Source organism: Luteibacter sp. dw_328 (genome assembly GCF_018449605.1).
Taxonomy (GTDB): domain Bacteria; phylum Pseudomonadota; class Gammaproteobacteria; order Xanthomonadales; family Rhodanobacteraceae; genus Luteibacter.
In genome coordinates, this window is record NZ_JAAVUW010000009.1 from 77,126 (window position 1) to 101,014 (window position 23,889).

The window sequence follows — 23,889 nt, forward strand, 5'->3', positions numbered from 1 at the left end:
ACCCCGATGATGTCCGTCCTATAATCAACGCATCCGCTTCAGGAGACCGCCACCATGGCTGCAACGACGTTGGGTGCGATGCTTCGCGTCACTGAGAGATGCGCGAAAGCCGACTGCCTGCGCGACCTCGAGCAACAGGCGAACCTGCAGGGTCCCTCCGCCGAAAAAGACCTTCGCCTGGTCCAGGAGTTTCTCGACACGGCGAAGACCCAGTTCACCACGCGCATCCTCGCCGGTACGGAGGTAAAACCTATCCAGCTGGGTGCGGGCCAGAACACCACGGTCGCGCTGATCCTGCAGACGTTCCGCTGGGCGCCGGATTACGACATCCGCAATCCTTTGCACCCGTACAACGCCGCGTGGAAACCCTTCGTGACCTGGTGCGAGGAGAACGACCTCGAGCCGGTTCTTCGCAAGTACCACGACGCCAAGGGCAAGGAACACTGGTACACCCTCAGCGTGCGCTCCGCGCCGGAACGCGCGGCGGATCACGTCGCGGCCGCTGGTACCTGACGAGCGACCTTTCGTTTCCGACAAAACCGTGGCATTCGAGAAGGCAGCCGGGCGGACGGCGGCCACCATAAGCTGCGCGGCAAACCGTCGACGTCTTAAGGGGAGCACCATCGATGTACGCGATCGTCGTCTCGCTTGCCGTACTGGTGCTGGCGTGCGGAAGCCTCATCCTGGGTGGCTGGATCGCCCGGCGCATGCCGGAAGATCACCTCGTCTACGAAGCACAGAAAGCCGCCCAGTTCGGCATCAGCATGATGGCCACGCTGACCGCCCTGGTCCTCGGTTTCATGGTCACCTCGGCGCGTGCCACCTTCGACCGCGCCAATGACGACATCGTCGGCGTGTCCACGTCGATCCTCCTTCTCGATCGCGCGCTCTCCGGCTACGGCCCGGAGACGGTGCAGATCCGTACGGACCTCCGTGCGTTCCTGGCTCATGCCACGGAGCGGGTCGCGCCCGATGGTGAGATGCAGAAGGTGGTGTTCCGCCTGCCGCATACCAGCCTCAGCCTGATCACCCAGCTGCAGGCTTCCATCCTCAACCTGAAACCGGATTCAGACGCGAAGCGTTGGTTTCAGCGGCGTGCGCTCGACATTACCGCCGACCTCGGCAAGCAACGCATCCTGACCTCCGAGCACGAACGCTCGTCCGAACCCACGTTCCTGCTCGTCGTGGTCACGGCGTGGATCGTGCTGATCTTCATCGGCATGGGTACGTTCGCCATGCACAACGCGTCCGTTCGCCTCGTGTTGTTCTGCGCTGCGCTGGCGTTCTCCGGCTCGATCTTCCTGATCATGGAGCTGGAGGCACCGTATACCGGCGTTCTGCGCGTATCCGGCGAACCCCTGCTCCAGGCCGCCACGGAGCTTGCCCTGCCATGAAAGCCCTCCTGTCCGCCGCCTTCCTGCTTGTCGCCACCGGCGCCGCGTCGGATTCGCTCATGGTTCCGCAGGTGACATTCAGTCCGCCCGTGGTCGCCACCTACCACTGCGCCACTGGCAAGCCGTTCACCGTGACCTATTGGAACGGCGATAACGGACAGAGCTTCGCCCTGATGCCGATCGCCGGCAAACCGAGGTTACTGGTCGACACGATGGCCGCCGATGGCGTGCGTTATGCCGCCGGGTCGATCGTGTGGTGGACCAAGGGCCGCGAAGGGAATCTCTACGATGCCCGCGTGGATCCGGACAAGCCCACGGTCGCAGGCTGCAGCTCGCGCTAAGCCAAGCCCGTAGAAGCCCAAGCCCGTAGAAGCCCAAGCCCCGTAGAAGCCCAAGCCCCGTAGAAGCCCAAGCCCCGCAGGAGCCCAACCCCCTGTGGGAGCCGCTTCAGCGGCGAAGCTTTACTCTTGCGCAAAAAGCCACGTATAAGCGAACCAGCCTTTCGCGAAAATCAACGATGAACATCACCCTCGACGAGATCCAGAACTTCATCGCGGTCGTCGATACCGGCTCCATCACCAAGGCGGCGCAGCAACTGGACCAGACCGTATCGGCGGCAAGCCGAACGCTCGGCCGGCTGGAAGAGAAGCTTCAAACCACCCTGCTCCGTCGCACCACGCGGCGCATCGAACTGACCGACGAAGGTGAGGCCTTTCTCGAACGCGCGCGCGATATCGTCGCTGCGGTCGAGAACGCCGAAGAGCAGATGGCGACGCGTCGCAGCCGTCCGGCCGGCCGACTGCGCATCGACGCCGCGTCACCCTTCATGCTGCACGTCGTGGTGCCCCTGATCGCCGGCTATCGCGAACGCTTTCCCGATGTCGACCTCGAACTGCACAGCAACGAGGGCTATATCGACCTGCTCGAACGCCGTACCGACGTGGCGCTACGCATCGGCCGGCTCAAGGATTCCACGCTGCACGCGCGCCCTATCGGCAGCAGCCGTATTCGCTGCCTGGCCAGCCCCGCGTACCTCGAAGCACGCGGCACGCCACGCAAGGTGTCCGAACTGGCGAAGCATTCGCTGCTCGGCTTCACCGAACCCGACACCTTGAATGACTGGCCGCTGCTGGACGAGAAAAAGCAGCCGGTACACATCAGGCCGACTATCAGCTCGTCCAGCGGGGAAACGCTGCGCCAGCTCGCGCTCGAAGGCAACGGCATCGTTTGCCTTTCCGACTTCATGACGCGCGAGGATCGCGACTCAGGGCGTTTGGTGCAGGTGCTGCCCAAGCACACCATCGAGTATCGCCAGCCGATCAACGCGGTGTATTACCGCAACACGGCGATCTCGGCGCGCATCGCCTCACTGGTGACGTATCTCGTCGAGGCGATCGGCGAGAACGGCTTCGATCACTGACGCCTTCGTGCCGTGGGCGAGCGGCCCATGACGCGCTTGAACGCGTGGCTGAAGGCGCTTTCCGAGGCATAGCCCAGCGACTCGGCCAGTTTCGCCAACGGCACGCGACCTTCGGCCAACGTCCGCTGCGCAAGTCGCATGCGCCATTCCGTGAGGTAACGCATTGGCGCGATGCCTGCGACCTTATTGAAGTACGCGGCGAAGGCGGCGCGCGACATGGACGCTGCCGCCGCGAGTTCGTTGAGTGTCCAGGCGCGCGACGGATCGGCATGCATCAGCCGCAACACCGGTGCCAGGCGCGGATCGTTCAACGCACGAAGCCATCCCGGTGGCATGCCCTCGGTTGTCGCCATATAGACGCGCAGGATGTGCACGAACATCAGCTGGATCAGCTGCGCGGACGCGGCGCTTCGTCCGGGTCGATCGCCTTCGCGCTCGTGCAGAAGTTGCCCGAGAAGCCAGCGGATCGGCTCGGCCTCCGCCGAGTCGCCGCGCAGGTGTACGAAGGGACGGAGCACATCGCGCAGCAGGCGTTCGCTCTCTTCGCCCAGTTCGACCATACCCCCGATCATAAAGAAGTCGTCACCCAGCCCTACCTGTGTCACCGCATCGCTGCTGTCGCCGCGAATGTCGGCGAGCCAGACGGGCGGGACGTCCCGGGCGCTGCACAACCTTGCACGCAGCGGCGCGATGCGTAAAAGCACGTCGCCCTGCACGAGCTGCAGCGGTGCCGTGTCGTCCTCACTCACATGCCAGCAGCTGCCGCGAACCACGCCCCAGAACTTGATCCGGTCCGAACCGGGGAAGGCCACGGCCCAGTCGCCGCCACCGACGAGGCCACCCGCGACCACCGCACGGGCGTCGAGCAGCTGGAGCAGGTCGGAGAGAGGATCGACGGTCATGCGTGGATTTTCACGCATGAATGGTGGACCCACAAGCATTCATCGTCTCGCCTCTCGCGACTACGCTGGGTGCATCCCCCACCGAGACCCTGACCATGACCCGACGTAACTGGCTTATCACCGGCGCCAACAGCGGCTTCGGCCGCCTCATGACCGAACAGCTGCTGGCACGAGGCGACACGGTGGCCTGCACCGTGCGCGACGTGACCAGCATGAATGACCTGAAGGCGCAGCACGGCGATGCGCTGCGGGTACACCGCCTGGACCTGACCGACTTCGCCGCGATTCGGCCCACGGTGGATGCAGCCTTCGCCGCACTGGGGCGAATCGATGTTGTCGTCAGCAACGCGGGATACGGCCTGCTGGGCGCTGCCGAGGAAGCAACCGACGACCAGGTGCTGCACCAGCTGCAGACGAACCTGACCGGTTCAATCCAGCTCATTCGCAGCGCACTCCCGCACCTGCGCAAGCAACAGGGCGGTCGCATTCTCCAGCTCTCCACCGTCGGTGGCCAGGCCACCTTCCCCGGCGGCTCGATGTATCACGCGGGCAAGTGGGGCATCGAAGGCTTCGTGGATGCCGTGGCGCAGGAAGTGGCTGTCTTCAACATCGGTTGCACGCTGGTCGAGCCCGGCGGCGCACGAACCAACTTCCGCTACGGAAGCTCGCGCGTCGGACCGAAGATCGCCGCTTATGACGCATCGCCGTCGCGACACGTCAATCGCATGCTCGAGGAAGGCACGGCCGTGGCCATCGGCGATCCTGCAAAGATGGTCGAATGCATGATTGCCTCCGTCGATCAGAACCCCGCACCGAAGCGCCTTGCCCTGGGTTCGGACGCTTACACGGTGATGCATAAGCAGCTCACCGAGCGCCTTGCCGCACTCGAAGCGCAGCGCGACCTCGCCTACTCGACGGACGGCTGACTCAAACGCCCGGCGGGTTCGAATCGATCACCTGCACCTTGCCACCCGTAGTTTCCGGCTGCACGCTTTCGTCCGTGGCCAGCAGCACGGAGCCCGGCGCCAGCAGAGGCACGATCTTCTCCATGAACTCGCGTGGCACGGAGACGCGGTCGACCAGCGCTTCATCGACCACCTTGCCCGCTTCGTCGCCGTGGCCAGGAATGCCAATGGTGATCCAGTTCGGCATATGCAGCCCGGCGCGCTCCGGCGCGTCGGGCATATAGCCGGAAGCGACGATGAAGGCGTGCGTGCCGATCAGCGGATCCTTCACTTCGACACGGCTACGGCCGATCTCGATACCGTTGCGGAAGACGATGACGCGGCTGTCGGCCACGCTGAGTACCATCGAGATGGGACCGATGGGCGAAGCGTCCGGATTCCAACGGTACGGCACACCATCGGCCAGCGGTTCCAGTGGCAGGTCGCTGCCGTTGCGTGGGTCGATAGGGATCACCGCGCTGGGGTGAACCACGGTGACCGGCGCTGTACCCGCCTCAGCGACGACCACCGTCATGCCCATGTTGGTCGCATCGAACAGCAGCCGCGCAAACTCGGTGGGCATGTGCACGCAGCCGTGCGATTCCGGGTAGCCAGGGAGGCCGCCCGCATGCAGCGCCACGCCGTCCCAGGTCAGGCGCTCCTGGTAGGGCATCGGTGCGTCGTCGTATTTCTTGGAGTGGTGGTCCTTGTCCTTCTGCAGGATGGTGAACACACCGGTGGGCGTTTCGTGACCCTTCTTGCCCGTGCTGACCGTGCTCACCCCGATGAGGATGCCGTTGCGGTACGCGTAGGCACGCTGCTCGGTGATGCTCACGATCACCGCCATCGGGCCGGGCGAGGCACCCCGCCCACCCCATATCCACTGCCCCGGCTTGAGGTCGCCCGGACGGGTATCGGCGGGGCTGGACTGCCTGGCGCCCCAGACCGGAATGGGATTGGCGGCGAACGACGCCGTGGTGAGCGACACGAGCAGTACGACGGCGGCGGCAACGCGTTTCATCCGGATCTCCGAGGTTCCCCTTCGCGCAGAGCGTAAACCGAGTGTGGCCGAACGCGCGAGTATGGTTTTTTGCGCATCCTACGGAGCGGGAAGCTCCTGCGCTTGCATGTCCTCGCCTCCCGGCGTTCGCCGATGGCCAGCCTCGCCGGTGAGGATGCTCAGCATCGGCCCGCGCGCGCCGGGCATCTTGCCCAACGGGCCGAACAGCACGTCGCGACACCAACCCAGCGCCGTGCGATCCGACTGGAACAGCGGCGTCAGCCAGCGGCTCATGCGCTGGTAGATGCGCACGTGGCCATGGCGATGGCGCCGGTAGATATCGAGGGCACGATCGAGGTCGTCGTGCTCGCCCAGCGCGTCGGCCAGCGCAGCCGCGTCCAGCAGGGCCATGTTCACGCCCTGCCCCAACTGGGGGCTCATGGCGTGCGCGGCGTCTCCGATGACGACGAGACGATCGTGATGCGGCCGGCGCAGCACCACGTCGCGATAGCGCGCACGGTTGAGCTGCTCGGAATGCTCCAGATGCGCCAGATGCGGTGCGAGCTCGGGCCAGATGCCGGCGACGGTGGACTTCATCGCCGCGACAGCGAGGTCGTCGAAGCTATCGACCTGCTCACCCGGCAGGCTGAAATAGAACGTCACCCACCGACCGTCATGGCCTGGACGCGTGCCGACCGGCAGCATGCCGATCATGGCGCGGGTGCCCGCATAACGTTGCAGCAGGTGGGTGGGCGTGGCCCAGTCGTCGATGCGCAGCAGGCACCACACGGCGCCCCACGGATAGAGCGATTCGCGGCTGACCTGGCTCTCGCAACGAGCGCGCAGCACCGAGTGCGCCCCGTCGGCTGCAATGGTCAGGTCGAAGGGGCCATGCGGCGTGCCATCGTTGTCGACGACACAGCGCGTCGCTGCGTCGTAGCCGGCGATGAAAACGCCCGTGCGCACCTGCGCTGCCTCGTGGTGCGCCTCGCGCAGCAGCTCGAAGAGCGCGCCTCGCGTCATGCCCAGGCCGAAGCAGCCGGCGCGGCGGTCACGGTAACGCATGGCCATGACCGGACGGCCCCGTGGCGTGGCGCCGTGCAACTCGTCGATGCGTTGGCCCAGCGCCATGGCGCGGCCGGCCAGACCCAGGCGGTCCAGCACGGCGATGCCGGTGGGTTGCAGCAGGAAACCCGCGCCAACCGGTCCCAGCGCTGGGCTTTTCTCGAAAACGGTAACGTCGTGTCCCTGCGCGGACAGCAGGATGGCACTTGCCTGCCCTGCGGTTCCGTAGCCTACGATGGCAACTTTCATCCGTGGTCCTCCTTGATACCGGAGGATAGCAAGACCGATCCAGCGGCGATGCCCGCCGCGTGTCGAAATGCCCGCTTCCCGTTCGACGTGAAGAAGAACCCTGCCTTCACGTCCCCGACCGAGGTGCATGCGATGCCCCTGAAGCTCTACGCCCACGCCTTTTCGTCGTACTGCCAGAAAGCCCTCGTGTCCCTCTACGAGAACGGCACGCCGTTCGAGTGGAAGATGCTTTCGCCGGAGCAGCCCGAGGTTTACGCGGAGTTCGCCGATCTTTGGCCGCTGCGCCGCTTTCCGATCCTGGTCGACGGCAAGCGCACGGTCACCGAGGCGAGCACCATCGTCGAGTACCTCGACCTCTATCACCCGGGTCCTGCGCCGATGCTGCCGGAGGACCGCAAGGCCGCACTGGAGGTGCGCGCCATGGACCGGTTCTTCGACAACTACATTTCGACGCCGCAGCAGCGCATCGTGTTCGACGTGCTGCGCCCCGGCGGCCAGCGCGACCCCTGCGGCGTCACCGATTGCCGGCAGATGCTGGACACGGCCTATGCATGGCTGGACAAGGTCATGGCCGACCGGGAGTGGGTGGGCGGCGGGCACTGTTTCCCCTTGGCGTACCTGACCGCGACTGATTCCGGAGAATGCTCATGAGCACCCAACCGCTCACGCCCGCCAGCGAACTGGCGAGCCGCAACACCGTCCGCATGCCGAACGAAAGCGACGAGTACCGCAGTGCGCGTAACGCACTGCTTGCCGAAGAGATCGAATTGCGTCGGCACATCGAGCGTGTCGCAGCCATGCGCCGCGCACTGCCGCCAGGTGGTGAGGTGCGTGGCGATTACCGGTTTGAAGGCATCAACGGTCCGGTCGACCTCGCCGGACTGTTCGGCGACAAGCAGACCCTGGTCGTTTACAGCTACATGTTCGGCCCGGAACGCGAGCGCCCCTGCCCCATGTGCACTTCGTTGCTGAGCGCGTGGGACGGCGAAGCCCGCGACATGGAGCAGAACGTGGCGCTGGCAGTGGTGGCGCGTTCGCCGCTATCGAAGCTACTGGCCTTCAAGAAGGAACGTGGTTGGCAGCATCTGAAGCTGTACACGGACCTCAACGGCAGCTTCAGTCGCAACTATCACGCCATCGGCAAGGATGGCGGCGATATACCGGCGTTCAACGTATTCACCCGCCGCGACGGCACGATCCGCTTGTTCTGGGCCGGGGAAATGGGCGGTGACTCGGCGGATCCCGGCGAAGACCCGCGCGGCGCACCGGACCTCATGCCCCTGTGGACGGTGCTGGATTCGACGCCGGAGGGGCGGCGACCCACGTGGTATCCGAGCCTTGACTACACCGGCTGAAAAAACAGGAAGTCCATTCTGGACAATCCGTATAAAGGCCCCGATGATCGGCGCATGGTCGATTACCTTGCCCCCTACGTCCCCGTCGCCGACGCGATAGCCACCGTGTTCAAGCCGCATGCCGAGGTGGTGATCCACGACCTCGGCAGCGGGACGATCCGTCATATCGCCAATCGGATGTCGCCGCGGAAGGTTGGCGACGATTCGCTGGCCGAGTTGGAAGACCTTGGCGCGCTGGACGAGGCGGTGATCGGCCCTTACCCCAAGAGGAACGCGGACGGCCGGTCGTTGAAATCGATCACGGCCGTGTTGCGCGATGGCCGTCGCAAACCCATCGGCCTGCTCTGCATCAATGTGGACGTGAGCATGTTCGAGGCGATGCAGGCCATGTCAAAGGACTTCCTGCGCTTTGCCGAGTCAGCGCCGCGTCCCGCAGCACTGTTCCGCAATGACTGGCGCGAGGAGGTCAATGACATCGTCGGCCAGTTCCTCAGTGACCGGGGTACGACGCTAACCGGCATGGGTATCGTCGACCGCGAGGCCCTCGTTACGCTGCTCGAGGAACGGGGCCTGTTCGATGTTCGCCACGCAGCAACGTACATCACACAGTTGCTCGGCCTTTCGCGCGCGACCTTGTACAAGACACTCAAGGCCGTGCGCGAGGCGATATAGCCCTCAGGCTGCCTCATCCTCCAACACGAAGTAAGCCACCTCCTGTCGCAGGATCTCCGCGCTTTCGCGCATGGCGCGGCTGGCTGCGGCGGCTTGCTCCACGAGCACCGCGTTCTCGCGAGTGGTTTCATCGATGCCGTGGATGGCGCCGTTAACGCGGGCAATGCCGTCATTCTGGCTCCGTGTCGCGTCCATGACCGAGCCGACCAGGCCGGACAACTCGTTCACACGCTCGCCGATGCCGGTGAGCACGGCACCCGCGCGGTCGACGGAATCCACGCCGGCCTGGACGGCTTCGTCGCTCTCGGCGATCAGGCTGCGGATGTCACGTGCCGCAGCGGCGCAGCGTTTAGCCAGGTCACGCACTTCCGAGGCGACCACCGCGAAGCCGCGACCGTGCTCACCCGCGCGTGCGGCTTCAACGGCCGCGTTCAGTGCGAGCAGGTTGGTCTGGAAGGCGAACTGGTCGACCACGTCGAGCACTTCGGTCATGCGTTCGGTACTGCGACGAATCTCGCGCATGTTGCCGATGGCGTCCATCGCCACGCGGTGGCCTTCGTCGGTCATGGAGCGCGTCTGCGCTACGGCGCTATGCGCGGCCTTGGCATGGCTGAGTCCGCCGGCCACCGCGCTGGCCATGTCGTTCATCGATGCCGAGGTGGAACGCAGGTGCCCTGACTGGGTGCGCGTACGGTCGTTCAACGCATCGTTACCACGCTCGATACCGCTGGCCGCCTGGGCCACGTGGTCGGCGCGATCGCGCACCTGCACCACGACGTTGCCGAGCTGGGTATCCATGGCCGCCAACGACGACAGGAGACTACCGATCTCGTCGCCGCGTCCCACGTCGATGCGGGCGCCCAGCGTGCCGCGCGCAATGGCGGCTGCGACCCCGGATGCCTGGCGAAGCCGACGGCCCAGCGAACGGATGATCGCGAGGTCCACGACGCTGGCCAGGAGCAAGGCGATACCGAGCAGGATCGCCGAGGTGATGCCACCGCGACGGATGTCCTCATGCTGCGCCTGGGCCTCGGCCTTGCCGCCATCCAGCGCCAGCGCGAACAGATTGGAGAAGTCGCTCTTGAGCGGACCCACGGCGGACTGCACATCGTTTGACAGCTGCAGTTGTGCGAGATCGTACTGCTCCGCCTTGAGCAGCTCGATCACGTCGTCCACGGCCTTGTCCGCCGCCTTTCGGTGCTCGGCAGCGAGTGCCACTCCCTTGCTCTGCGCCTTGCCCAGGCCGCTGGCTACCAGCGACTTCCATTGCTTGTCGATGTCGTGGCGATCGCTGCCGATGGCGGTGACCGCATCATCGACCGAGGACGGCAGGCGGGTGAGCGTCGCATGCACGAGGGCGTCGAGCAGATCGTTGTAATCGTTCTGGATGCGGCCGACGTCGGCCACAGGCGCAAGCGTCTCGTCGACGACGGATTGCAACCGCTGGTCGGCGGTGCGTAGCTGCAAGCCACCGACGATCCATAGGGCGAGAAGGAGAAGGATGGTGCCAGCCATGCGCATCAACAAACGGGCGCGGAGCGTCAGCACAGGCAACGGGATTCGGGGAAATCGCATGGCGTACTCGGGGGACGGGGATGCCTCCCTGTCGGCCGCCTGTTCGCCAACTTTAGCGTTATTTTTTGCAGGTTATGCTTTTATTTCAGTGGCTTGAATATCTCGTTACACGCCAACAGGAAGCTGCGCTTCGTAGGTCACCATGTGTAACCCGGTGCCCGTGTTTTTAGCCACGCGCTTCGCCGACGCCGCGAGACTCGCCACGGTCTCCGGGTCGACCGGATAGGCATCGACGAAGCACGCCACGCCGACCGCCACCGTGGTGACCGGAAAGAACCGCTGATGCCCGTGGCGATCCTCGCTGTCGATGCCTCCGCGCACGCGATCGGCCTCATCGAAGAGGTTGCCGCTCATCGCATTGAACCGCAGGCGCATGCCTTCGCAACGTGCGACCCAATCGTCACCCTGGAAGATGACGAGGAAATCGTCTCCACCGATGTGCCCGACGAAGTCGGCGTCCTGGCGAAGGTCGCCCGTGAGTGTGCTGGCGAGGAGGCGGATCATCTCGTCGCCGCGAAAGTAACCGTACTGGTCGTTGAAGGGTTTGAAGTTGTCGAGGTCGAAGTACGCAGCGGCGAACGGACGGCCTGTCTGCAATAGACGCACGATATGTTCGGTGACCGGCAGGTTGCCCGGGAGAAAGGTCAGCGGATTGGCATAGCGTGCGGCTTCCACGCGAATTTCGGTCACACGGCGCACCAGCGCTTCGCCGGTGCCCAGCCCGAGATAGCGCCCGTGCGAGGTAATGATGAAGCCGTCGCTCAGGTATCGCTGGTCTTCACCGCGCAGGATATCGGCCATGCTTTGCAACGACATCTCTTCGTCGCAGAGCAGTGGCTCCGGATGCATGAAGGTTGTGCATGGCTTGCGCCCGAACAGCTCGCGCGCGAACGGCTGCGCCATGCGCTCGGTGAACGTGCGCCGGTTGACGATGCCGACGGGCAGTCCGTCCTCGACGACCGCGACGGCATGCAAACGCGGATGGGCCGCGAACAGATCCACCACGTCTTCGTTTGATTGCGTCGGCGAAACACACGGTGCATCGATCAGCATGTGGCCGGCGGTGAACGGCCGTGCCGAGACCGGACCGCGCGGCCGCGGTGGCACCGGCACGTGGGTGACGGACAGCGCAGCGATAACGTTCGCGGGTGCCTCGATGGTCGACCCGGCGGACGGCCGTGCTATCAGGAAGCCCTGCGCATAGGGAATGCCGAGCTCACGAAGCATGAGAAGGTCCGCTTCTTCCTCGACACCTTCACCCACCAGCTCCGCGCCCAGCGTTTCAGCCACCGAGATCAGGGCACGCACAATGGCGAGGCGCTCGACGCTGTGCGCCAGGCCGTTGATGAGGTAGCGGTCGATCTTGACGATTTCCGGATGCACCTCGTTCCACATCTCGAAGTTCGAATGCCCGTTACCGAAGTCATCCAGCGCGACGCGAATGCCGCGTGCGCGCAGGAAGCCGAGCGCGTGGGCCAGCCTCGCCGGGTTATCGACGATGTCGCGTTCGGTGATTTCGATCGTTACCCTGCCCAGGTCGAAGCCCGGAATGGAGAGTGCTTCGAGCACGTCCTCGGCACGTACGCCGTCCTGCATGATTGCCTGGGCACTGAGATTCACGAGCAGGCGACCGGTGAGCGCACGCGCCGCAAAGCTCGTGGCGACGCAATGCGCCGCCGCGAGCTCGAACTCGCCGAGGCGCCCGCGCGCGCGCGCAAGGTCAAGCAGGTCCGGCGGGGTGAGGTTGAAGTGAGGCAAGGACGAACGAATCAGCCCTTCGTGCGCTACCACTTCACCCGTATCCACACGAATCACCGGCTGGAAAACCGCCGTCAGCGAGTCTCCCGCCAGGGCCTGCTCGATCAGCGACGGTTCGCGACCGCCGGTAGGGGTGTTCATAGGCATCGTCATCGGAGGGCCGGGGAACTGCGAGGGGTAACGGCCGAGCGCGGCAATACTTTAGAAAAACCGTTTGCAATCAGTTATTTCGCTTTTATTACAAGCGACGTTACGCATCGTCGTCCGCCGCGGCAATCAGGCGCCGACGAGCACCTGGCTGTCGACGTTCCAGCGGTCGACCACATAGGCCCCACTAGCGACGGTAAGCGGGGTGTACGCGCAGTTGCCATGGCGATAGCTCGCGTAGTCGCCGCCGTCGCGCAGTGCGCCGAGGAGCGCCGTCAGGCAATGACCATGCGTGATGACGGCGACGCGGCGATAAGGCAGCACATGGAGGGCCTCGAGGGCCGGCAGTGCGCGTTGTGCGACATCGCGCAACGATTCGCTGCCGCCGGCGGCAGCGAGCGGATCGTGACCGCGAACCACCTCCGCCCATTGCGCGTTCTCAACGAGCGCCTCCGCGACGAAACGGCCTTCGAGTTCACCAAAGGCGCGCTCAACGAAGCGTTCGTCGACGCTGACTTCGCAGCCGATGATCTCCGCAACGACTTCGGCGGTATGCAATGCGCGACCGAGTGTCGACGAGACGATGTGCTCAATGCCCTGTGCGGCGAGGGTGCGACCCAGAGCCTGCGCCTGCTCGATGCCTGCGGCGGTGAGTGGACTATCGGCCCGCCCTTGCGCGCGGCCCGCGATATTCCATTCCGTCTCACCGTGGCGGGCGAGGATCACATGTTCGAGCATCGCGCGGGTCGTCCGTGCAGGTGTGGGGAACGGCATAGTCTAGAGGTTTCAGCGCAGCTGGCTGTCTTTGCTGCCGCGGCGGTTGTAGCCGCTGAAACTGGCGTCATCGCGATCGGCCTGTTCCTGGCAGGCGACACACAGCCGCACGCCGGGCACCGCCTTGCGGCGTGCTTCGGGAATGGGCTTGTCGCATTCCTCGCAACGCTCGAGGCTCGGCCCCTTCGGTAGGTGGCTGCGCGCTCGCTTCACCGCGTCCTCGATGGTCGCGTCGATCTGGTCCTGCACGGCGGTATCGCCCGCCCATCCGGTTGCCATGGGTCACCTCCCGGCGGCTAGCCTCAGAGTACCGATATGGTGGCAAGCCGTTGGTTTCAAAGGGCGTGAGGCGATCAGCCGGGATGGGCCCGCGCGAAGTCGACGAACGCCTTGAGCACGGCAGGCATCTGGCGCCGGCCCGGGTGGTAGAGGAACAGGCCAGGGTGGTACTGGCACCAGTCTTCGAGGACGCGAACCAGACGTCCCGACGCCATGTCCTCTTCAACGGCTTTCTCGAAGACGAAGGCGAGACCGGCACCGTCCAGCGCGGCCTGCACACACAGGCTCATCTCACGCAGGATCAGGGGTCCGTCGACATGAATCTCAAGCTCGATACCACCCCGCTCGAAATCCCAGTGATACATCGCGCCGCTGGGAAAGCGCTGTCGAATGCACGGCATCCCCCGCAAGTCCTGTGGCGTGATCGGCTTGCCGTGCTTCGCGAACACCTCGGGAGTCGCCACGACCGCCGAGCGCATGCGCGGCACAAGAGGCACGGCGATCATGTCGCCTTCGATACGTTCGCCGAAGCGGACGCCGACATCGAAGCCTTCGGATACGACGTCGATCAGCGCGTCGTCGCTGACGATTTCCACCTCGACGTCCGGATGAGTGGCAATGAAGCGGGTGACCAGAGGCATGACTGCCAGCCGCGCGGCGATGAGACCGACGCTGATGCGCAACTTCCCGGCGACGCGCCCCTGGGAGGCGTTGAGGTCGTCCAGTGCATCGTCGATGTCGCGGAACGCAGGACCGATCCTGCCGGCAAGGCGCTCCCCGGCCTCGGTGAGCGCGACGCTACGCGTGGTGCGGTTGAGCAGGCGCACGCCGAGGCGCTCCTCGATGCCACGAATGGTGTGACTCAGTGCCGAAGGCGACACGCCGAGGTCCGTGGCGGCGCGGCTGAAGCTCAGCTGCCGGGCCACGGCGAGAAAGCTCATGAGGTCAGCCGGCTTGATGCCACGCATTACTGAATTCCTCTCATAAACCCATGCGATTCTTTTGGGATTATCACATGAAAGCCGCCGGTCCAGACTTCTCCCACGCAGTCACCCCACCCGCTAGGAGAAGTCATCATGCGTACCTGGTTCGTTACCGGCGCCGGCCGTGGTTTTGGCGCCCTCATCGTCGAAGAAGCCCTTTCCCGCGGTGACAACGTGGTCGCCACGACCCGCGATCCCTCCGAGCTGATCAGCCGCTACGCCGGCCAGTCGCGCCTGCTTGCCCTGCCTCTGGATGTCACCGACGAAAGCCAGGCTCACGCGGCCGCCGCCGAGGCCGTGCGCCGCTTCGGTCGCATCGACGTGCTGGTCAACAACGCCGGCTATGGCCTTCTCTCGGCCGTCGAAGAGGCCAGCGCCGAGGAAATCGTCAACCAGTACCGCACCAACGTGTTCGGCGTACTCGCCGTGACCCGCGCCGTGCTCCCGCATATGCGCCGCCAGCGCTCAGGTCACGTGATGAACATCTCGTCGATCGGCGGCTACAGCGCCTACCAGGGCTGGGGCGTCTACGGCTCGACCAAATTCGCCATCGAAGGCATCACCGAGGCCATGGCCATGGAACTGAAGCCGCTGGGGATTCACGCCACCGTTGTCGAGCCCGGATTCTTCCGTACGGACTTCCTTGACGAGCGTTCACTGCATCGTTCGGCCAACGTCATCGACGATTACGACGAGACCGTTGGTGCGATGCGCCGCCTCGCGACCGACGTCAATCATGCACAGCCGGGCAACCCGGCGATGCTGGCCAAGGCGCTGATGGTGTTAGCGGATGCGGAACATCCGCCGGTGCGACTGCCGCTGGGTAGCGACACGGTGGCGCGTATCGAGGCGAAGAACCGCTCCGTCGCGGAAGAGTTGGCGCAGTGGCGTGAGCTGGCTTTGTCGACGGATTTTTGAGGGGGCTTTGCTAGCACCCTTCGCCGATGAATCGGCTCCTACCAGGCAGAGCCGACCTGCTCGGCAGGAGCCGATTCATCGGCGATCCAGGCGCCCGCCGGCGCGCGCGGTCCCTGTCACCTCACCCGCGCGGTTCATCGTAAATGCCGAACTCGGTAATACCTGGCTGCTGCCCGGTCACACTCAACCTCACCCGGCTGCCCGTCGTCCGAGGCACCTCATGGAACTGGTAGTGCGAGGGCTTCTCACCCGACACCAGCGCGATCCACGCACCATCGCGCTCCACTTCAACTTTGTAGCTGGCGATGCGACTCGTCTCGCCGTATCCCTCCGCGCCCACCGCTTCGACGATGCACAACGTATTGAATGCCACCGGCTGCTCGAAACGCACTTCGATCCAGGCGTCGGTCTTGCCGCGGTCGGCCAGCCAGTAGCTGCGGAAGTTGTCGTCAAATGCCTGGTCGGGGCCGACGGCCTCATCGCTGGCACTGGCCCAGGCGGGCTTGCCGGCGGCGAGATCCGGCGTGGTGATCGTCACCGAGCGGCCGATCTTCGGCGCCGGACCCGTGTTTTTCCACAACTGGCCGATCTCGGCGAGGCGGGCCACCGCGTTGTCGTCGAAGCGGCCATCGCGGTTGGGCGCGACGTTGAGGATGAGGTTGCAGTGGTTGTCGTTGAACGGGACAAGCCACTCGTCGACGATGGTCTTCGCCGAAGCGAGTTCCGAGGTCGGATACGCCTTCTTCCAGAACCAGTCGCTCTGCAATGTCGTGCCCGATTGTGAGGGAACGGGGCTGTTCGGCGGAATCTTCTGGCCCGCGTGCTGTTCGTACTGCTTGATGTCCGTGTAGTAGAGGGCCGTACCCGGGTAGCTGCCCGCGTTGTGGTCGGTGACCAGGCAATCGGGCTGTAGCGTTTTCACCAGATCGTAGATGTCACGGTAAGGCAGCTCGGCGTAGGAAATGCGCGACCACGATGCGTTCCAGCCATCGAGGATGAGCGCCGTGAGCGGGCCGTACTGGGTAAGGATCTCGGTGAGCTGCGCCTTGATCAGCGCGATCTTCTCCGGCGTCACCGTGCGTGCGCGGATATCGGCACGCAGGTCGAGGATGGAAAAGTATAGGCAAACCTTGAGGCCCGCCTTGCGGAAGGAGTCCACGTAGCGGCGCACCACGTCATGCGGGTACGACGACTGCATGACGTTGGCACTGCCGGTTTTCGTCGGCCACAGGCAGAAGCCGTCGTGATGCTTGGTGGTGAAGCACGCGTAGCCCATGTTCGCCGACTTCGCCGCCCGCGCCCACTGGTCGGTGTCGAGGTGCTTCGGATCGAACAGTTTGGGCGACAGCGCGGGGTCGCCCCATTCGCGCTCCTCGAACGTGGCCATGTTCAAGTGGATGAACATGCCGAAGCGCAGGTCGAGGAAGGCCTGCTGCAGCATCTGCATCCGTTGCGGATCCACGGCGACATGCTTGCCTGCCGTCGTGGCGATCGCTCCTGCCGAGGCTGCGTCGGCCCGCGATGCGGACCACGATCCACTTCCGAAGACACTGGCCACGGCCAGTGCCTTGGCGAACTCACGTCGATTCAACGGCCGCGCTCCACATGGGATGACGACCGACTTTCGCTGCCAGCGTCGCGCCTGTCAAACGGTAGCGACGCGTTCCGTGAACTCAGTGGAACATTTGCAACGCGACGACAGCCACCATGGCGAACAAGACGAACACGACGGCATAGAGGGTCCAGAAGATGCTTTTCGGCGCCTCTTCGACCACGCCCGTGCGCTGCCAGTTGGCGAGTCGGGTCAGCTGGCCTTGCAGGTAGAAGGTAGTGAAGAAGAACAGCGTGATGCCACCGATCGCCATGGGCAGCCCCCGTTCGATGCCGAAGCGCTTCAGCGATGCGGACATCGAGAAGTAGCCGATGACGACGAAAGCGACATCGATCAGCTGTAAGACGTAGTAGAGCTGCGAGTCGGGGCCCGCGAAGGCGCCGCTGAGGCCGACGACCAAGCCGATGGCAAGGTACGTCGTCGCGCGGCTGGCCGGATCGATCTTCTTCACCCACGTCGACTGGATGAACATCCAGACCAGGATGAAGATGCCCAGCGTCAGCACACCGAACAGGAGGACCAGGCCCCAGTGAAGCGAGGGAGCGACGGGAGCGGTATCGCGTGCCGCGACGGCGACGGCGACGGCGACGGCGACGGAGGCGCGAGGCGCGAGGCCCGGCGGAGGTACCTCGAACGAGGGAGGCTCGTTGAAGGACGCGGCTGCAACGTTCTCGCGCAGGAAGGTCTCCAGCGGCGACCATTCGCTCATCCCCTCACGCCAGCACAGGCTGCCGTTGTCGAGCATGCCCTGCTGATGCCAGCGCTGAACGAGCGCCAGCGCATACGGCCCGAATCGTTGCCCGTTCAGGCCCAGCCAGATCTGTACGTCTTCCAATGCCCCGCCCCTGTTTCCGCGTGATGAATCACCGCGCGGCCATCATACAGAGCCACGACTACCCCGTCAGAGGGTGTCGAAATGCGCTGGCGATCCGCCGTGGAAGTGTTCGACGAGCATGTTCACGAAGGCCGACACCTTGCCGGACACGTGACGCTGCGGCGGATACAGCGCCCACACTTCGATGGAGCGGCCGTCCACCTCGCCCCACGATGCCAGCGTGCCGGCGGCGATGTCGTTGCGAATGAGTGAGGCCGGCATCATGGCCGCACCGGCACCTTCACGCACCGCGTCATACACCAGGGCCATGGAGGAAAGACGGACCACCTCGTGCGGCAGCACCGTCTTCGTCCGGCCTTCGGTGCCCAGCCGCCATGCCGACAGTTGACTGCCGCCGAGCACGATCGCCGGAAAGGAGCCGCCGTCGGCAGGTTCGGCAAGCGATGGCGCCGCGGCAACCACGAGCCGGTCGCGAAGAAAGCATCGGCCAGCGAGCTCGGTCGAAGGCGCGGGGTTTGCACGAATCACGACATCGAAGCCCTCCTTGAGCGGATCGACGAAGCGGTCGTCCACCACCACCTCGAGGTGCACGGCCGGAAAGTTCATGGCGAAACGGGCGGCGAGACGTCCCAGGCCCCGGTGCGCGAAGAGCACCGGGGCGCTGACGCGAAGCGCGCCCTGCGGGGCGCCCGCGCGGGCGACCAGTCCCTCGGCCACGTCCTCGATGCGGCCGAGCATCGCGTGGGCCTCGGCGTGCAGGGTCGCGCCTTCCTCGGTCAGCCGGAACGGGCGAGCGCCGCGCTCGATCAGGCGTACGCCGAGTGCGTCCTCGAGTTCACGGACATGCCGCGAGAGCGTGGCCTTGGGGCGCGCCGTGGCGCGGCTGGCCGCTCCGAAGCCGCGGTGAAGCGCGACGGCATCGAAATCCGCGAGAGCGAGGAGGTCCATGGTCGTTCCACCGATGAGACGAGGTGTCCCGATTCTGCGGCTTTCGTCCCCCCGATGGAACGCCCAATCTAGGTCTCATCCACTCACGCAAGGCCATCGATCATGAGCATTCTCGTTACTGGCGCCACAGGCAACATCGGCTCCGCCGTCACCGCGCGACTGGCCGAAGCAGGCGCCGATGTGCGCGCCCTCACCCGCAGCCCGGACACGCTGAAGGCACCCAAGGGCGTTCGCGCCGTGGGCGGCGACCTCACCGACATCCCCTCGGTGCGCGCCGCACTCGAGGGCGTCGATACCCTCTTCCTGCTCAATGCCGTCACCGCCGATGAACTGACGCAAGGCCTGGCGACCCTGGGACTCGCCCGTGATGCCGGCATCCGCCGCATCGTCTACCTCTCGGTCCTCAATGGCGACCGCTTCGCCGACGTACCGCACTTCGCCGGCAAGTACACGATCGAGCGCGCCATCGAGCAGTACGACCTGCCGGTGACGGTGCTGCGCCCGTCCTACTTCATGCAGAACGATGCGAGCCTGCAGGTGCCACTCACCGAGCATGGCGTCTATCCGATGGCGCTAGGTCAGGTCGGCGTGTCGATGGTGGACATCCGCGATATCGCGGATATCGCCGCCGCGGCCTTGCTGCGTCGTGAGCGGTCGCCGGGGGCACTGCCGCGCGAGGTCATCGAACTGGCGGGACCGGATGCACTCACCGGTGAGTCGGCTGCACGCATCTGGAGCGACACGCTGGGCCGTCCCGTCGCTTATGGTGGCGACGATCTCGATGCCGCCGAGGCGGCGATCGCCCGCAACGCACCGTCGTGGGCCGCGTACGACCTGCGCCTGATGCTCGCCCGCTTCCAATCCGAAGGCATGCTGGCCAAAGCCTCCGCCACGGATATCATGACCTCGCTGCTCGGCCGCGCACCGCGGAACTACCGCGACTTCGCACGCGAGACCGCGGCCGCCTGGAAGCAGGCGTAACGCGAACGGCTCAGGCCGCCGCCTTCATCGCCGCGATGTCGATCTTCTTCATCTGCATGAGGGCGGCGACCGAGCCGGGGCTCTGCACCAGCGCCTCGATGTCGTCCGGCACGATCTGCCAGGACAGGCCGTACTTGTCCTTGAGCCAGCCGCAGGCCTGGGCGCTCGGATCGCCGCCGGCAGAAAGCTTGCTCCAGTAATGGTCGATCTCGGCCTGGTCGTGGCAGCGCACGACCAGCGACAACGCTTCGTTGAACGTGAAATGCGGCCCGCCGTTGAGCGCCGTGACCTGCTGGCCGTCCAGCTCGAAGGCCGCCGTCATGACCGAATCCACCGCTCGACCGGAGGCCTCGGACGACTCTTTCGTGTATCGGGTGATGCTCGTAACCCGTGAATTAGGGAAGATCGAGACATAGTAGTTCGCGGCTTCCTCGGCCTGGGTATCGAACCAGAGGAAGGGCGTGATGCGCTGGAAGCTGCCTGACATGGTGACCTCCTTCGTTGGGACGATCGGGCAGGCCCGGTGTCAGTCAGCCTGCTCGGCCTTGTGCTGCGGGTCGCCCGAGCCGGTATTGACCGGCTCGACCGGCTTGGGACCCTCGGCGTGGCCGGGATCGCCGGATCCGGTGGTCGGTTCGTCGTAGGGGTCGCGCTCTTTCATGAGGGGCTCCGCATTCCGAACGCCTAGCAGACCACCACCGCCGTCAAAGCAACGTTCAAGGCGGCGGGCTCATGGTCGCGCTACGCTGTGGCGATGACGCCTCCCGAAAGCGAAGCCGCACGACGTTGGACCCTGGTCGCCGCGGTCGTCGGCTCGGGAATGGCCTTCGTCGACGGCACGATCGTCAACGTCGCCCTGCCGGCCATTCAGCGGGCCATGAATGCGACGACGGCGGATGCCCAGTGGGTGATGGAAAGTTATGCGCTGCTGCTCTCGGCCCTGTTGCTGGTCGGAGGCGTGCTTGGAGACCACTACGGAAGGCGCCGGGTCTTCATCATCGGTGCGGTGGTTTTCACCCTCGCGTCGCTGGGCTGCGCCGCGTCCGAAAGCATGACGTGGTTAATCGGCATGCGCGCGCTGCAAGGCTTTGGCGCCGCCTTGCTCATTCCGGGCAGCCTCTCGCTGATCACCTCGGCCTTTCCGAAAGAGCGTCGCGGCGCCGCCATCGGCACATGGTCGGCATTCAGTGGCATCACGGCAGCGATCGGACCCGTGCTAGGCGGCTTCCTCGTCGAGCATGTGTCCTGGCATTGGGCCTTTCTGGTGAATCTGCCTTTGGGCATCGTGCTCATCGCGATCTGCTACTGGCGGGTACCGGAAAGCAAGGGGGTCGATGCCGGTCACATCGACATCGTGGGCGCCGTGCTCGCGACGATCGGGCTGGCCGGCGTCATCTACGCGCTCATCGAAGCGCCGCTGCACGGTTGGGTCTCGCCTGCCGTACTGACGTCCGCCGTCGTCGGCGTCGCGGGACTGGCGATCTTCGTCGTGGTGGAGATGCGCATCGCCGCGCCCATGCTGCCCCTGGGCCTCTTTCGTGATCGCGACTTCGCCGGCGCGAACGTGCTCACCCTGCTGCTCTATGCCTCGCTCGGCGGCAGCCTGTTCTTTGTTCCGCTCAACCTCATCCAGGTACAGGGCTACGGCGCGACCGGGGCGGGTGCCTCCCTGCTGCCCTTCATCGTGATCATGTTCGCGCTGTCGCGATGGACCGGTCGGCTGGTCGACGTGGTCGGTGCGCGCCTCCCATTGATCGTCGGGCCGACCCTTGCCGGCGCGGGCTTTGCGCTCTATGCGTTGCCCGGCGTAGGCGGTTCTTACTGGACCACCTTTTTTCCGGCCGCATGCGTGCTGGGTCTCGGCATGAGCATCACCATCGCGCCGCTGACGACCACGGTGATGAATGCTCTGAGTCCGGACCTTGCCGGCACGGCGTCGGGGGTGAATAACGCGGTGTCGCGCGTAGCTGGCCTGCTGGCCATCGCGGTGTTCGGCATCGTGCTGACGCAGGGCTTCGACGCGGCACTGCGGGAAGGCCTTGCTTCGGGCATACCCGCGGACGTGGTGCAGAGCGTGATGGCGCAAAAGGCGAAGCTGGCCGGCATCGAGGTGACGAACGAGGCAGCGCGGCACGCTATCGATGGGGCGTTCGTCGCGGGGTTCCGGCGCGTGATGTTGCTTTCGGCGGGGCTGGCGGTGCTATCGGCCATCGCGGCCGGGTTGATGATCCGACCCTCCCCAAAACCAAAATCCATGTAGGAGCCGATTCATCGGCGAATGGGTACTCGCGGCACCCTGGCCCGCTGCCGCGGGATCGCCGATGAATCGGCTCCCACGAAAGCGGGACGACGATCTCGATCAGAAGCCTTTCTGAATCTGCACCCAGGCGCGTGTGTCGTGAGTCTCGCCGGCCAGCGCTGGACGCACGCCGATCGGATGCGAAACATCGGCGCTCAACGACCACTGGTCGTCGCCCTGCCAACGCATGCCCAGGCCGACGTCCTGCATGTGGGCGCTGTTCGTACCCGGTGCGAAGCGATCCTTGTAGAGGTTCACGCGGCCGGCATCGGCGAAGGCCAGCGCCGTCCAGCTGCCGGGAAGACCCAAGTGCAGGCTGCGACGGAACTCGAGGTTGACCATCTGCCCCTGGGAGCCGGCCAGCACGCCGGTGTCGTAACCGCGGACGTTGTTGGCGCCGCCCAGATAGAACTGCTCGGCCGTGTCGAGATTCTTGTTCGCCCACTGGCCCTGGAAACCAAGGTAGATCGCATTGTTCTCCGACAGCTGCTGCAGGCGCGCCACCGAGACGGTGTACTTCAGGTAGTGGCCCCGGGTCTGCGCACTGATCGCATCGATGAACTGCGCGAAGGCGTCATCGAAACCGAGCAGGCCGTAGGTCGCGGCGACATTGAAGTTGGTCACGCCGTGTGCATCGCGCTGGTCGCCGGCCAGCGTCGCGGTCCAGCCGTAGGTGTGACGCAACGTGCGCACGCCAACGATGTCGATCGAATCGTTGAGATGGCGGCGGTCGTAACCGAGCTGGCCGTAGAGGTTGCCGTCGGTGGAGCGGATGATCGGCTGGCTGACGAACAGGCTGGCAACCTGTGCCGTGCCATGCGCGTCGAGCACGCGCAGGTCGCCCTTGAGCTTGTAGTCGAGCGAGGAGACGGAAGCGCCGACCACCGTACCTTCGCCGTTGAGGAGATAGCGATAGCCGAGGCGGCCGTAGTTCATGTTCGAGCCCGCCGAGAGCGCCGTCGCATCGAGCAGGTCGCCCTGGTGCAACAGGCCGTTGACGTTGAACGTGCCCGTCAGCCGCGCGCGGCCGGTGTACTGGTTGCCGTAGTCGTCGAGCGCGACCAAGCCCGTATAGCGCGGACGGTCGTCCGTGCGTACGGCAAGGTCCGAGGTACCCGGCTCATCGCCCGGGCGAAGCGCCGAGGTTTCCATCACGCCCGGAATATCACCCAGCAGGAGCAAGCTGCGATCGAAGCCGTGCGAGGTGATCGGCGCGCCGCTCGTGAGCGGATCCAGCGTCGCCTTCAGGGGGCCGTCGTGCGTGGCGCTGTGATTCTCGAGCACCACCTTGCCCAGGCGCGCTTCCTGCACGGCGATGCGTACCGTACCGCCGCTGAGCGTCTGCGCGGGCACGTAAGCCAGGGTCAGCGGGTAACCCTTGGCCCGGTACTCGGCGGTGATCCGGTCGGCGAGCGCATTGAGCTCGCGCAGCGTGATGTCCCTGCCCTCGCCGGACGCGACCAGTGCGTGCAGGGTCTCGACGGGAATCAGCGTCGCACCCGTGATCTGGATGGTCGTGACGTGAAATGGCGCGCTGTCGCCCTGGTCGGCCGCGGCCTGCGGTACGACCTTGAGCCCCGTGTCGTCAGCCTTCTTCGGCTGCGGCGCCACCGGCACCTGGCGAAGCAGGTCACCGCTCTGCGGCGGGCGCACCTGTGCCGTGGCCGTGGCGGTCAGTGCAAGGAGGATGCATGCGCCAAGAAGGTTTGCGGCGCGCTTGGGAAGATTTGCCATGGTCATCAGGAAGCCGATACGAAAGAGTGAATGAGGTCATGCGCG

25 protein-coding genes are annotated in these 23,889 nt (G+C 65.2%); 11 read left to right on the top strand and 14 right to left on the bottom strand.

What is annotated here, in order from left to right; genetic code table 11:
* Positions 1–54 precede the first annotated feature (54 nt).
* The 4 genes from HB634_RS20300 (at position 55) to HB634_RS20315 (ending at position 2,814) form a co-directional block, all read left to right on the top strand.
* Complete coding sequence (locus HB634_RS20300; RefSeq protein WP_213949910.1) at positions 55–513, top strand: hypothetical protein; 459 nt, start codon at positions 55–57, stop codon at positions 511–513.
* 113 nt (positions 514–626) lie between these two features.
* Positions 627–1,394 (top strand): hypothetical protein, encoded by a 768-nt coding sequence (locus HB634_RS20305; RefSeq protein WP_213949911.1) that lies wholly within the window; start codon positions 627–629, stop codon positions 1,392–1,394.
* A complete protein-coding gene (locus tag HB634_RS20310; protein WP_213949912.1) occupies positions 1,391–1,735 on the top strand; it encodes an MliC family protein in 345 nt (114 codons plus the stop codon). Before HB634_RS20305 ends, HB634_RS20310 begins: the two co-directional genes overlap by 4 nt.
* A gap of 176 nt (positions 1,736–1,911) precedes the next feature.
* Complete coding sequence (locus tag HB634_RS20315; protein ID WP_213949913.1) at positions 1,912–2,814, top strand: LysR family transcriptional regulator; 903 nt, start codon at positions 1,912–1,914, stop codon at positions 2,812–2,814.
* Here HB634_RS20315 and HB634_RS20320 read toward each other — a convergent pair.
* Complete coding sequence (locus tag HB634_RS20320) at positions 2,808–3,716, bottom strand: AraC family transcriptional regulator (protein WP_213949914.1); 909 nt, start codon at positions 3,714–3,716, stop codon at positions 2,808–2,810. The genes HB634_RS20315 and HB634_RS20320 overlap by 7 nt on opposite strands.
* 95 nt (positions 3,717–3,811) lie before the next feature.
* On the opposite strand from HB634_RS20320, the gene HB634_RS20325 reads away from it, so the two are divergent.
* On the top strand, positions 3,812–4,642 hold the full coding sequence (locus HB634_RS20325) for an SDR family oxidoreductase (protein WP_213949915.1): 831 nt from the start codon (positions 3,812–3,814) through the stop codon (positions 4,640–4,642).
* Between the two features lies 1 nt (position 4,643).
* Here HB634_RS20325 and HB634_RS20330 read toward each other — a convergent pair whose 3' ends face one another.
* On the bottom strand, positions 4,644–5,681 hold the full coding sequence (locus tag HB634_RS20330) for a L,D-transpeptidase (protein WP_213949916.1): 1,038 nt from the start codon (positions 5,679–5,681) through the stop codon (positions 4,644–4,646).
* A 78-nt stretch (positions 5,682–5,759) separates the two neighbouring features.
* A complete protein-coding gene (locus tag HB634_RS20335) occupies positions 5,760–6,974 on the bottom strand; it encodes an NAD(P)/FAD-dependent oxidoreductase (RefSeq protein ID WP_213949917.1) in 1,215 nt (404 codons plus the stop codon).
* A 132-nt stretch (positions 6,975–7,106) separates the two neighbouring features.
* Between HB634_RS20335 and HB634_RS20340 the strand changes: the two genes are divergently transcribed.
* The 3 genes from HB634_RS20340 to HB634_RS20350 are packed head-to-tail and all read left to right on the top strand — an operon-like array spanning position 7,107 to position 9,001.
* Positions 7,107–7,625 (top strand): glutathione S-transferase family protein, encoded by a 519-nt coding sequence (locus HB634_RS20340; RefSeq protein WP_213949918.1) that lies wholly within the window; start codon positions 7,107–7,109, stop codon positions 7,623–7,625.
* Positions 7,622–8,329: a DUF899 family protein gene (locus HB634_RS20345; RefSeq protein WP_213949919.1), complete on the top strand. Its 708-nt coding sequence runs from the start codon at positions 7,622–7,624 to the stop codon at positions 8,327–8,329. The genes HB634_RS20340 and HB634_RS20345 overlap by 4 nt, the downstream gene beginning before the upstream one ends.
* A 54-nt stretch (positions 8,330–8,383) precedes the next feature.
* The gene (locus HB634_RS20350) at positions 8,384–9,001 is read left to right on the top strand and encodes a PAS domain-containing protein (RefSeq protein WP_213949920.1); all 618 of its coding nucleotides are present in this window, start codon (positions 8,384–8,386) and stop codon (positions 8,999–9,001) included.
* A gap of 3 nt (positions 9,002–9,004) precedes the next feature.
* On the opposite strand, the gene HB634_RS20355 is transcribed toward HB634_RS20350, so the two are convergent.
* The 5 genes from HB634_RS20355 to HB634_RS20375 form a co-directional block, all read right to left on the bottom strand.
* Entirely contained in the window at positions 9,005–10,576 is a 1,572-nt protein-coding gene (locus HB634_RS20355) for a methyl-accepting chemotaxis protein (RefSeq protein WP_213949921.1), read from the bottom strand.
* A 105-nt stretch (positions 10,577–10,681) separates the two neighbouring features.
* Complete coding sequence (locus HB634_RS20360; protein ID WP_213949922.1) at positions 10,682–12,475, bottom strand: GGDEF domain-containing protein; 1,794 nt, start codon at positions 12,473–12,475, stop codon at positions 10,682–10,684.
* Between the two features lie 135 nt (positions 12,476–12,610).
* Positions 12,611–13,219, bottom strand: a complete 609-nt coding sequence (locus tag HB634_RS20365; protein WP_213949923.1) for a histidine phosphatase family protein — start codon at positions 13,217–13,219, stop codon at positions 12,611–12,613.
* A gap of 48 nt (positions 13,220–13,267) precedes the next feature.
* A complete protein-coding gene (locus tag HB634_RS20370) occupies positions 13,268–13,534 on the bottom strand; it encodes a DksA/TraR family C4-type zinc finger protein (RefSeq protein WP_213949924.1) in 267 nt (88 codons plus the stop codon).
* Between the two features lie 74 nt (positions 13,535–13,608).
* Positions 13,609–14,502, bottom strand: coding sequence for a LysR family transcriptional regulator (locus tag HB634_RS20375; protein ID WP_213949925.1), 894 nt, complete (start codon positions 14,500–14,502; stop codon positions 13,609–13,611).
* A gap of 108 nt (positions 14,503–14,610) precedes the next feature.
* Between HB634_RS20375 and HB634_RS20380 the strand changes: the two genes are divergently transcribed.
* On the top strand, positions 14,611–15,435 hold the full coding sequence (locus HB634_RS20380) for an oxidoreductase (protein ID WP_063571292.1): 825 nt from the start codon (positions 14,611–14,613) through the stop codon (positions 15,433–15,435).
* A 121-nt stretch (positions 15,436–15,556) separates the two neighbouring features.
* On the opposite strand, the gene HB634_RS20385 is transcribed toward HB634_RS20380, so the two are convergent.
* The 3 genes from HB634_RS20385 to HB634_RS20395 form a co-directional block, all read right to left on the bottom strand.
* Positions 15,557–17,026 (bottom strand): alpha-L-fucosidase, encoded by a 1,470-nt coding sequence (locus tag HB634_RS20385; RefSeq protein WP_213949926.1) that lies wholly within the window; start codon positions 17,024–17,026, stop codon positions 15,557–15,559.
* Positions 17,027–17,108: 82 nt separating this feature from the next.
* On the bottom strand, positions 17,109–17,882 hold the full coding sequence (locus tag HB634_RS20390) for a DUF4339 domain-containing protein (RefSeq protein WP_063571293.1): 774 nt from the start codon (positions 17,880–17,882) through the stop codon (positions 17,109–17,111).
* 66 nt (positions 17,883–17,948) lie between these two features.
* Entirely contained in the window at positions 17,949–18,830 is an 882-nt protein-coding gene (locus HB634_RS20395) for a LysR family transcriptional regulator (protein WP_213949927.1), read from the bottom strand.
* A 102-nt stretch (positions 18,831–18,932) separates the two neighbouring features.
* Here HB634_RS20395 and HB634_RS20400 point away from each other — a divergent pair, with 102 nt between their 5' ends.
* Complete coding sequence (locus HB634_RS20400; protein WP_213949928.1) at positions 18,933–19,811, top strand: NmrA family NAD(P)-binding protein; 879 nt, start codon at positions 18,933–18,935, stop codon at positions 19,809–19,811.
* Between the two features lie 10 nt (positions 19,812–19,821).
* Here the strand turns inward: HB634_RS20400 and HB634_RS20405 are convergent, their stop codons facing one another.
* Entirely contained in the window at positions 19,822–20,298 is a 477-nt protein-coding gene (locus HB634_RS20405; protein ID WP_213949929.1) for a VOC family protein, read from the bottom strand.
* Between the two features lie 39 nt (positions 20,299–20,337).
* Positions 20,338–20,472, bottom strand: coding sequence for a hypothetical protein (locus HB634_RS22960; RefSeq protein WP_255548713.1), 135 nt, complete (start codon positions 20,470–20,472; stop codon positions 20,338–20,340).
* Between the two features lie 93 nt (positions 20,473–20,565).
* Here HB634_RS22960 and HB634_RS20410 point away from each other — a divergent pair, with 93 nt between their 5' ends.
* Positions 20,566–22,071: a DHA2 family efflux MFS transporter permease subunit gene (locus HB634_RS20410; RefSeq protein ID WP_213949930.1), complete on the top strand. Its 1,506-nt coding sequence runs from the start codon at positions 20,566–20,568 to the stop codon at positions 22,069–22,071.
* 99 nt (positions 22,072–22,170) lie between these two features.
* Here the strand turns inward: HB634_RS20410 and HB634_RS20415 are convergent, their stop codons facing one another.
* The gene (locus HB634_RS20415; protein ID WP_213949931.1) at positions 22,171–23,844 is read right to left on the bottom strand and encodes a ShlB/FhaC/HecB family hemolysin secretion/activation protein; all 1,674 of its coding nucleotides are present in this window, start codon (positions 23,842–23,844) and stop codon (positions 22,171–22,173) included.
* Positions 23,845–23,889 lie beyond the last annotated feature (45 nt).

Bases quoted from the DNA above. Each gene is read 5' to 3' on its own strand.
- HB634_RS20300 (WP_213949910.1), top strand. From the start codon at position 55: ATGGCTGCAACGACGTTGGGTGCGATGCTTCGCGTCACTGAGAGATGC.
- HB634_RS20305 (WP_213949911.1), top strand. From the start codon at position 627: ATGTACGCGATCGTCGTCTCGCTTGCCGTACTGGTGCTGGCGTGCGGA.
- HB634_RS20310 (WP_213949912.1), top strand. From the start codon at position 1,391: ATGAAAGCCCTCCTGTCCGCCGCCTTCCTGCTTGTCGCCACCGGCGCC.
- HB634_RS20315 (WP_213949913.1), top strand. From the start codon at position 1,912: ATGAACATCACCCTCGACGAGATCCAGAACTTCATCGCGGTCGTCGAT.
- HB634_RS20320 (WP_213949914.1), bottom strand. From the start codon at position 3,716: ATGACCGTCGATCCTCTCTCCGACCTGCTCCAGCTGCTCGACGCCCGT.
- HB634_RS20325 (WP_213949915.1), top strand. From the start codon at position 3,812: ATGACCCGACGTAACTGGCTTATCACCGGCGCCAACAGCGGCTTCGGC.
- HB634_RS20330 (WP_213949916.1), bottom strand. From the start codon at position 5,681: ATGAAACGCGTTGCCGCCGCCGTCGTACTGCTCGTGTCGCTCACCACG.
- HB634_RS20335 (WP_213949917.1), bottom strand. From the start codon at position 6,974: ATGAAAGTTGCCATCGTAGGCTACGGAACCGCAGGGCAGGCAAGTGCC.
- HB634_RS20340 (WP_213949918.1), top strand. From the start codon at position 7,107: ATGCCCCTGAAGCTCTACGCCCACGCCTTTTCGTCGTACTGCCAGAAA.
- HB634_RS20345 (WP_213949919.1), top strand. From the start codon at position 7,622: ATGAGCACCCAACCGCTCACGCCCGCCAGCGAACTGGCGAGCCGCAAC.
- HB634_RS20350 (WP_213949920.1), top strand. From the start codon at position 8,384: ATGGTCGATTACCTTGCCCCCTACGTCCCCGTCGCCGACGCGATAGCC.
- HB634_RS20355 (WP_213949921.1), bottom strand. From the start codon at position 10,576: ATGCGATTTCCCCGAATCCCGTTGCCTGTGCTGACGCTCCGCGCCCGT.
- HB634_RS20360 (WP_213949922.1), bottom strand. From the start codon at position 12,475: ATGAACACCCCTACCGGCGGTCGCGAACCGTCGCTGATCGAGCAGGCC.
- HB634_RS20365 (WP_213949923.1), bottom strand. From the start codon at position 13,219: ATGCTCGAACATGTGATCCTCGCCCGCCACGGTGAGACGGAATGGAAT.
- HB634_RS20370 (WP_213949924.1), bottom strand. From the start codon at position 13,534: ATGGCAACCGGATGGGCGGGCGATACCGCCGTGCAGGACCAGATCGAC.
- HB634_RS20375 (WP_213949925.1), bottom strand. From the start codon at position 14,502: ATGCGTGGCATCAAGCCGGCTGACCTCATGAGCTTTCTCGCCGTGGCC.
- HB634_RS20380 (WP_063571292.1), top strand. From the start codon at position 14,611: ATGCGTACCTGGTTCGTTACCGGCGCCGGCCGTGGTTTTGGCGCCCTC.
- HB634_RS20395 (WP_213949927.1), bottom strand. From the start codon at position 18,830: ATGGACCTCCTCGCTCTCGCGGATTTCGATGCCGTCGCGCTTCACCGC.
- HB634_RS20400 (WP_213949928.1), top strand. From the start codon at position 18,933: ATGAGCATTCTCGTTACTGGCGCCACAGGCAACATCGGCTCCGCCGTC.
- HB634_RS20405 (WP_213949929.1), bottom strand. From the start codon at position 20,298: ATGTCAGGCAGCTTCCAGCGCATCACGCCCTTCCTCTGGTTCGATACC.
- HB634_RS22960 (WP_255548713.1), bottom strand. From the start codon at position 20,472: ATGAAAGAGCGCGACCCCTACGACGAACCGACCACCGGATCCGGCGAT.
- HB634_RS20410 (WP_213949930.1), top strand. From the start codon at position 20,566: ATGACGCCTCCCGAAAGCGAAGCCGCACGACGTTGGACCCTGGTCGCC.
- HB634_RS20415 (WP_213949931.1), bottom strand. From the start codon at position 23,844: ATGGCAAATCTTCCCAAGCGCGCCGCAAACCTTCTTGGCGCATGCATC.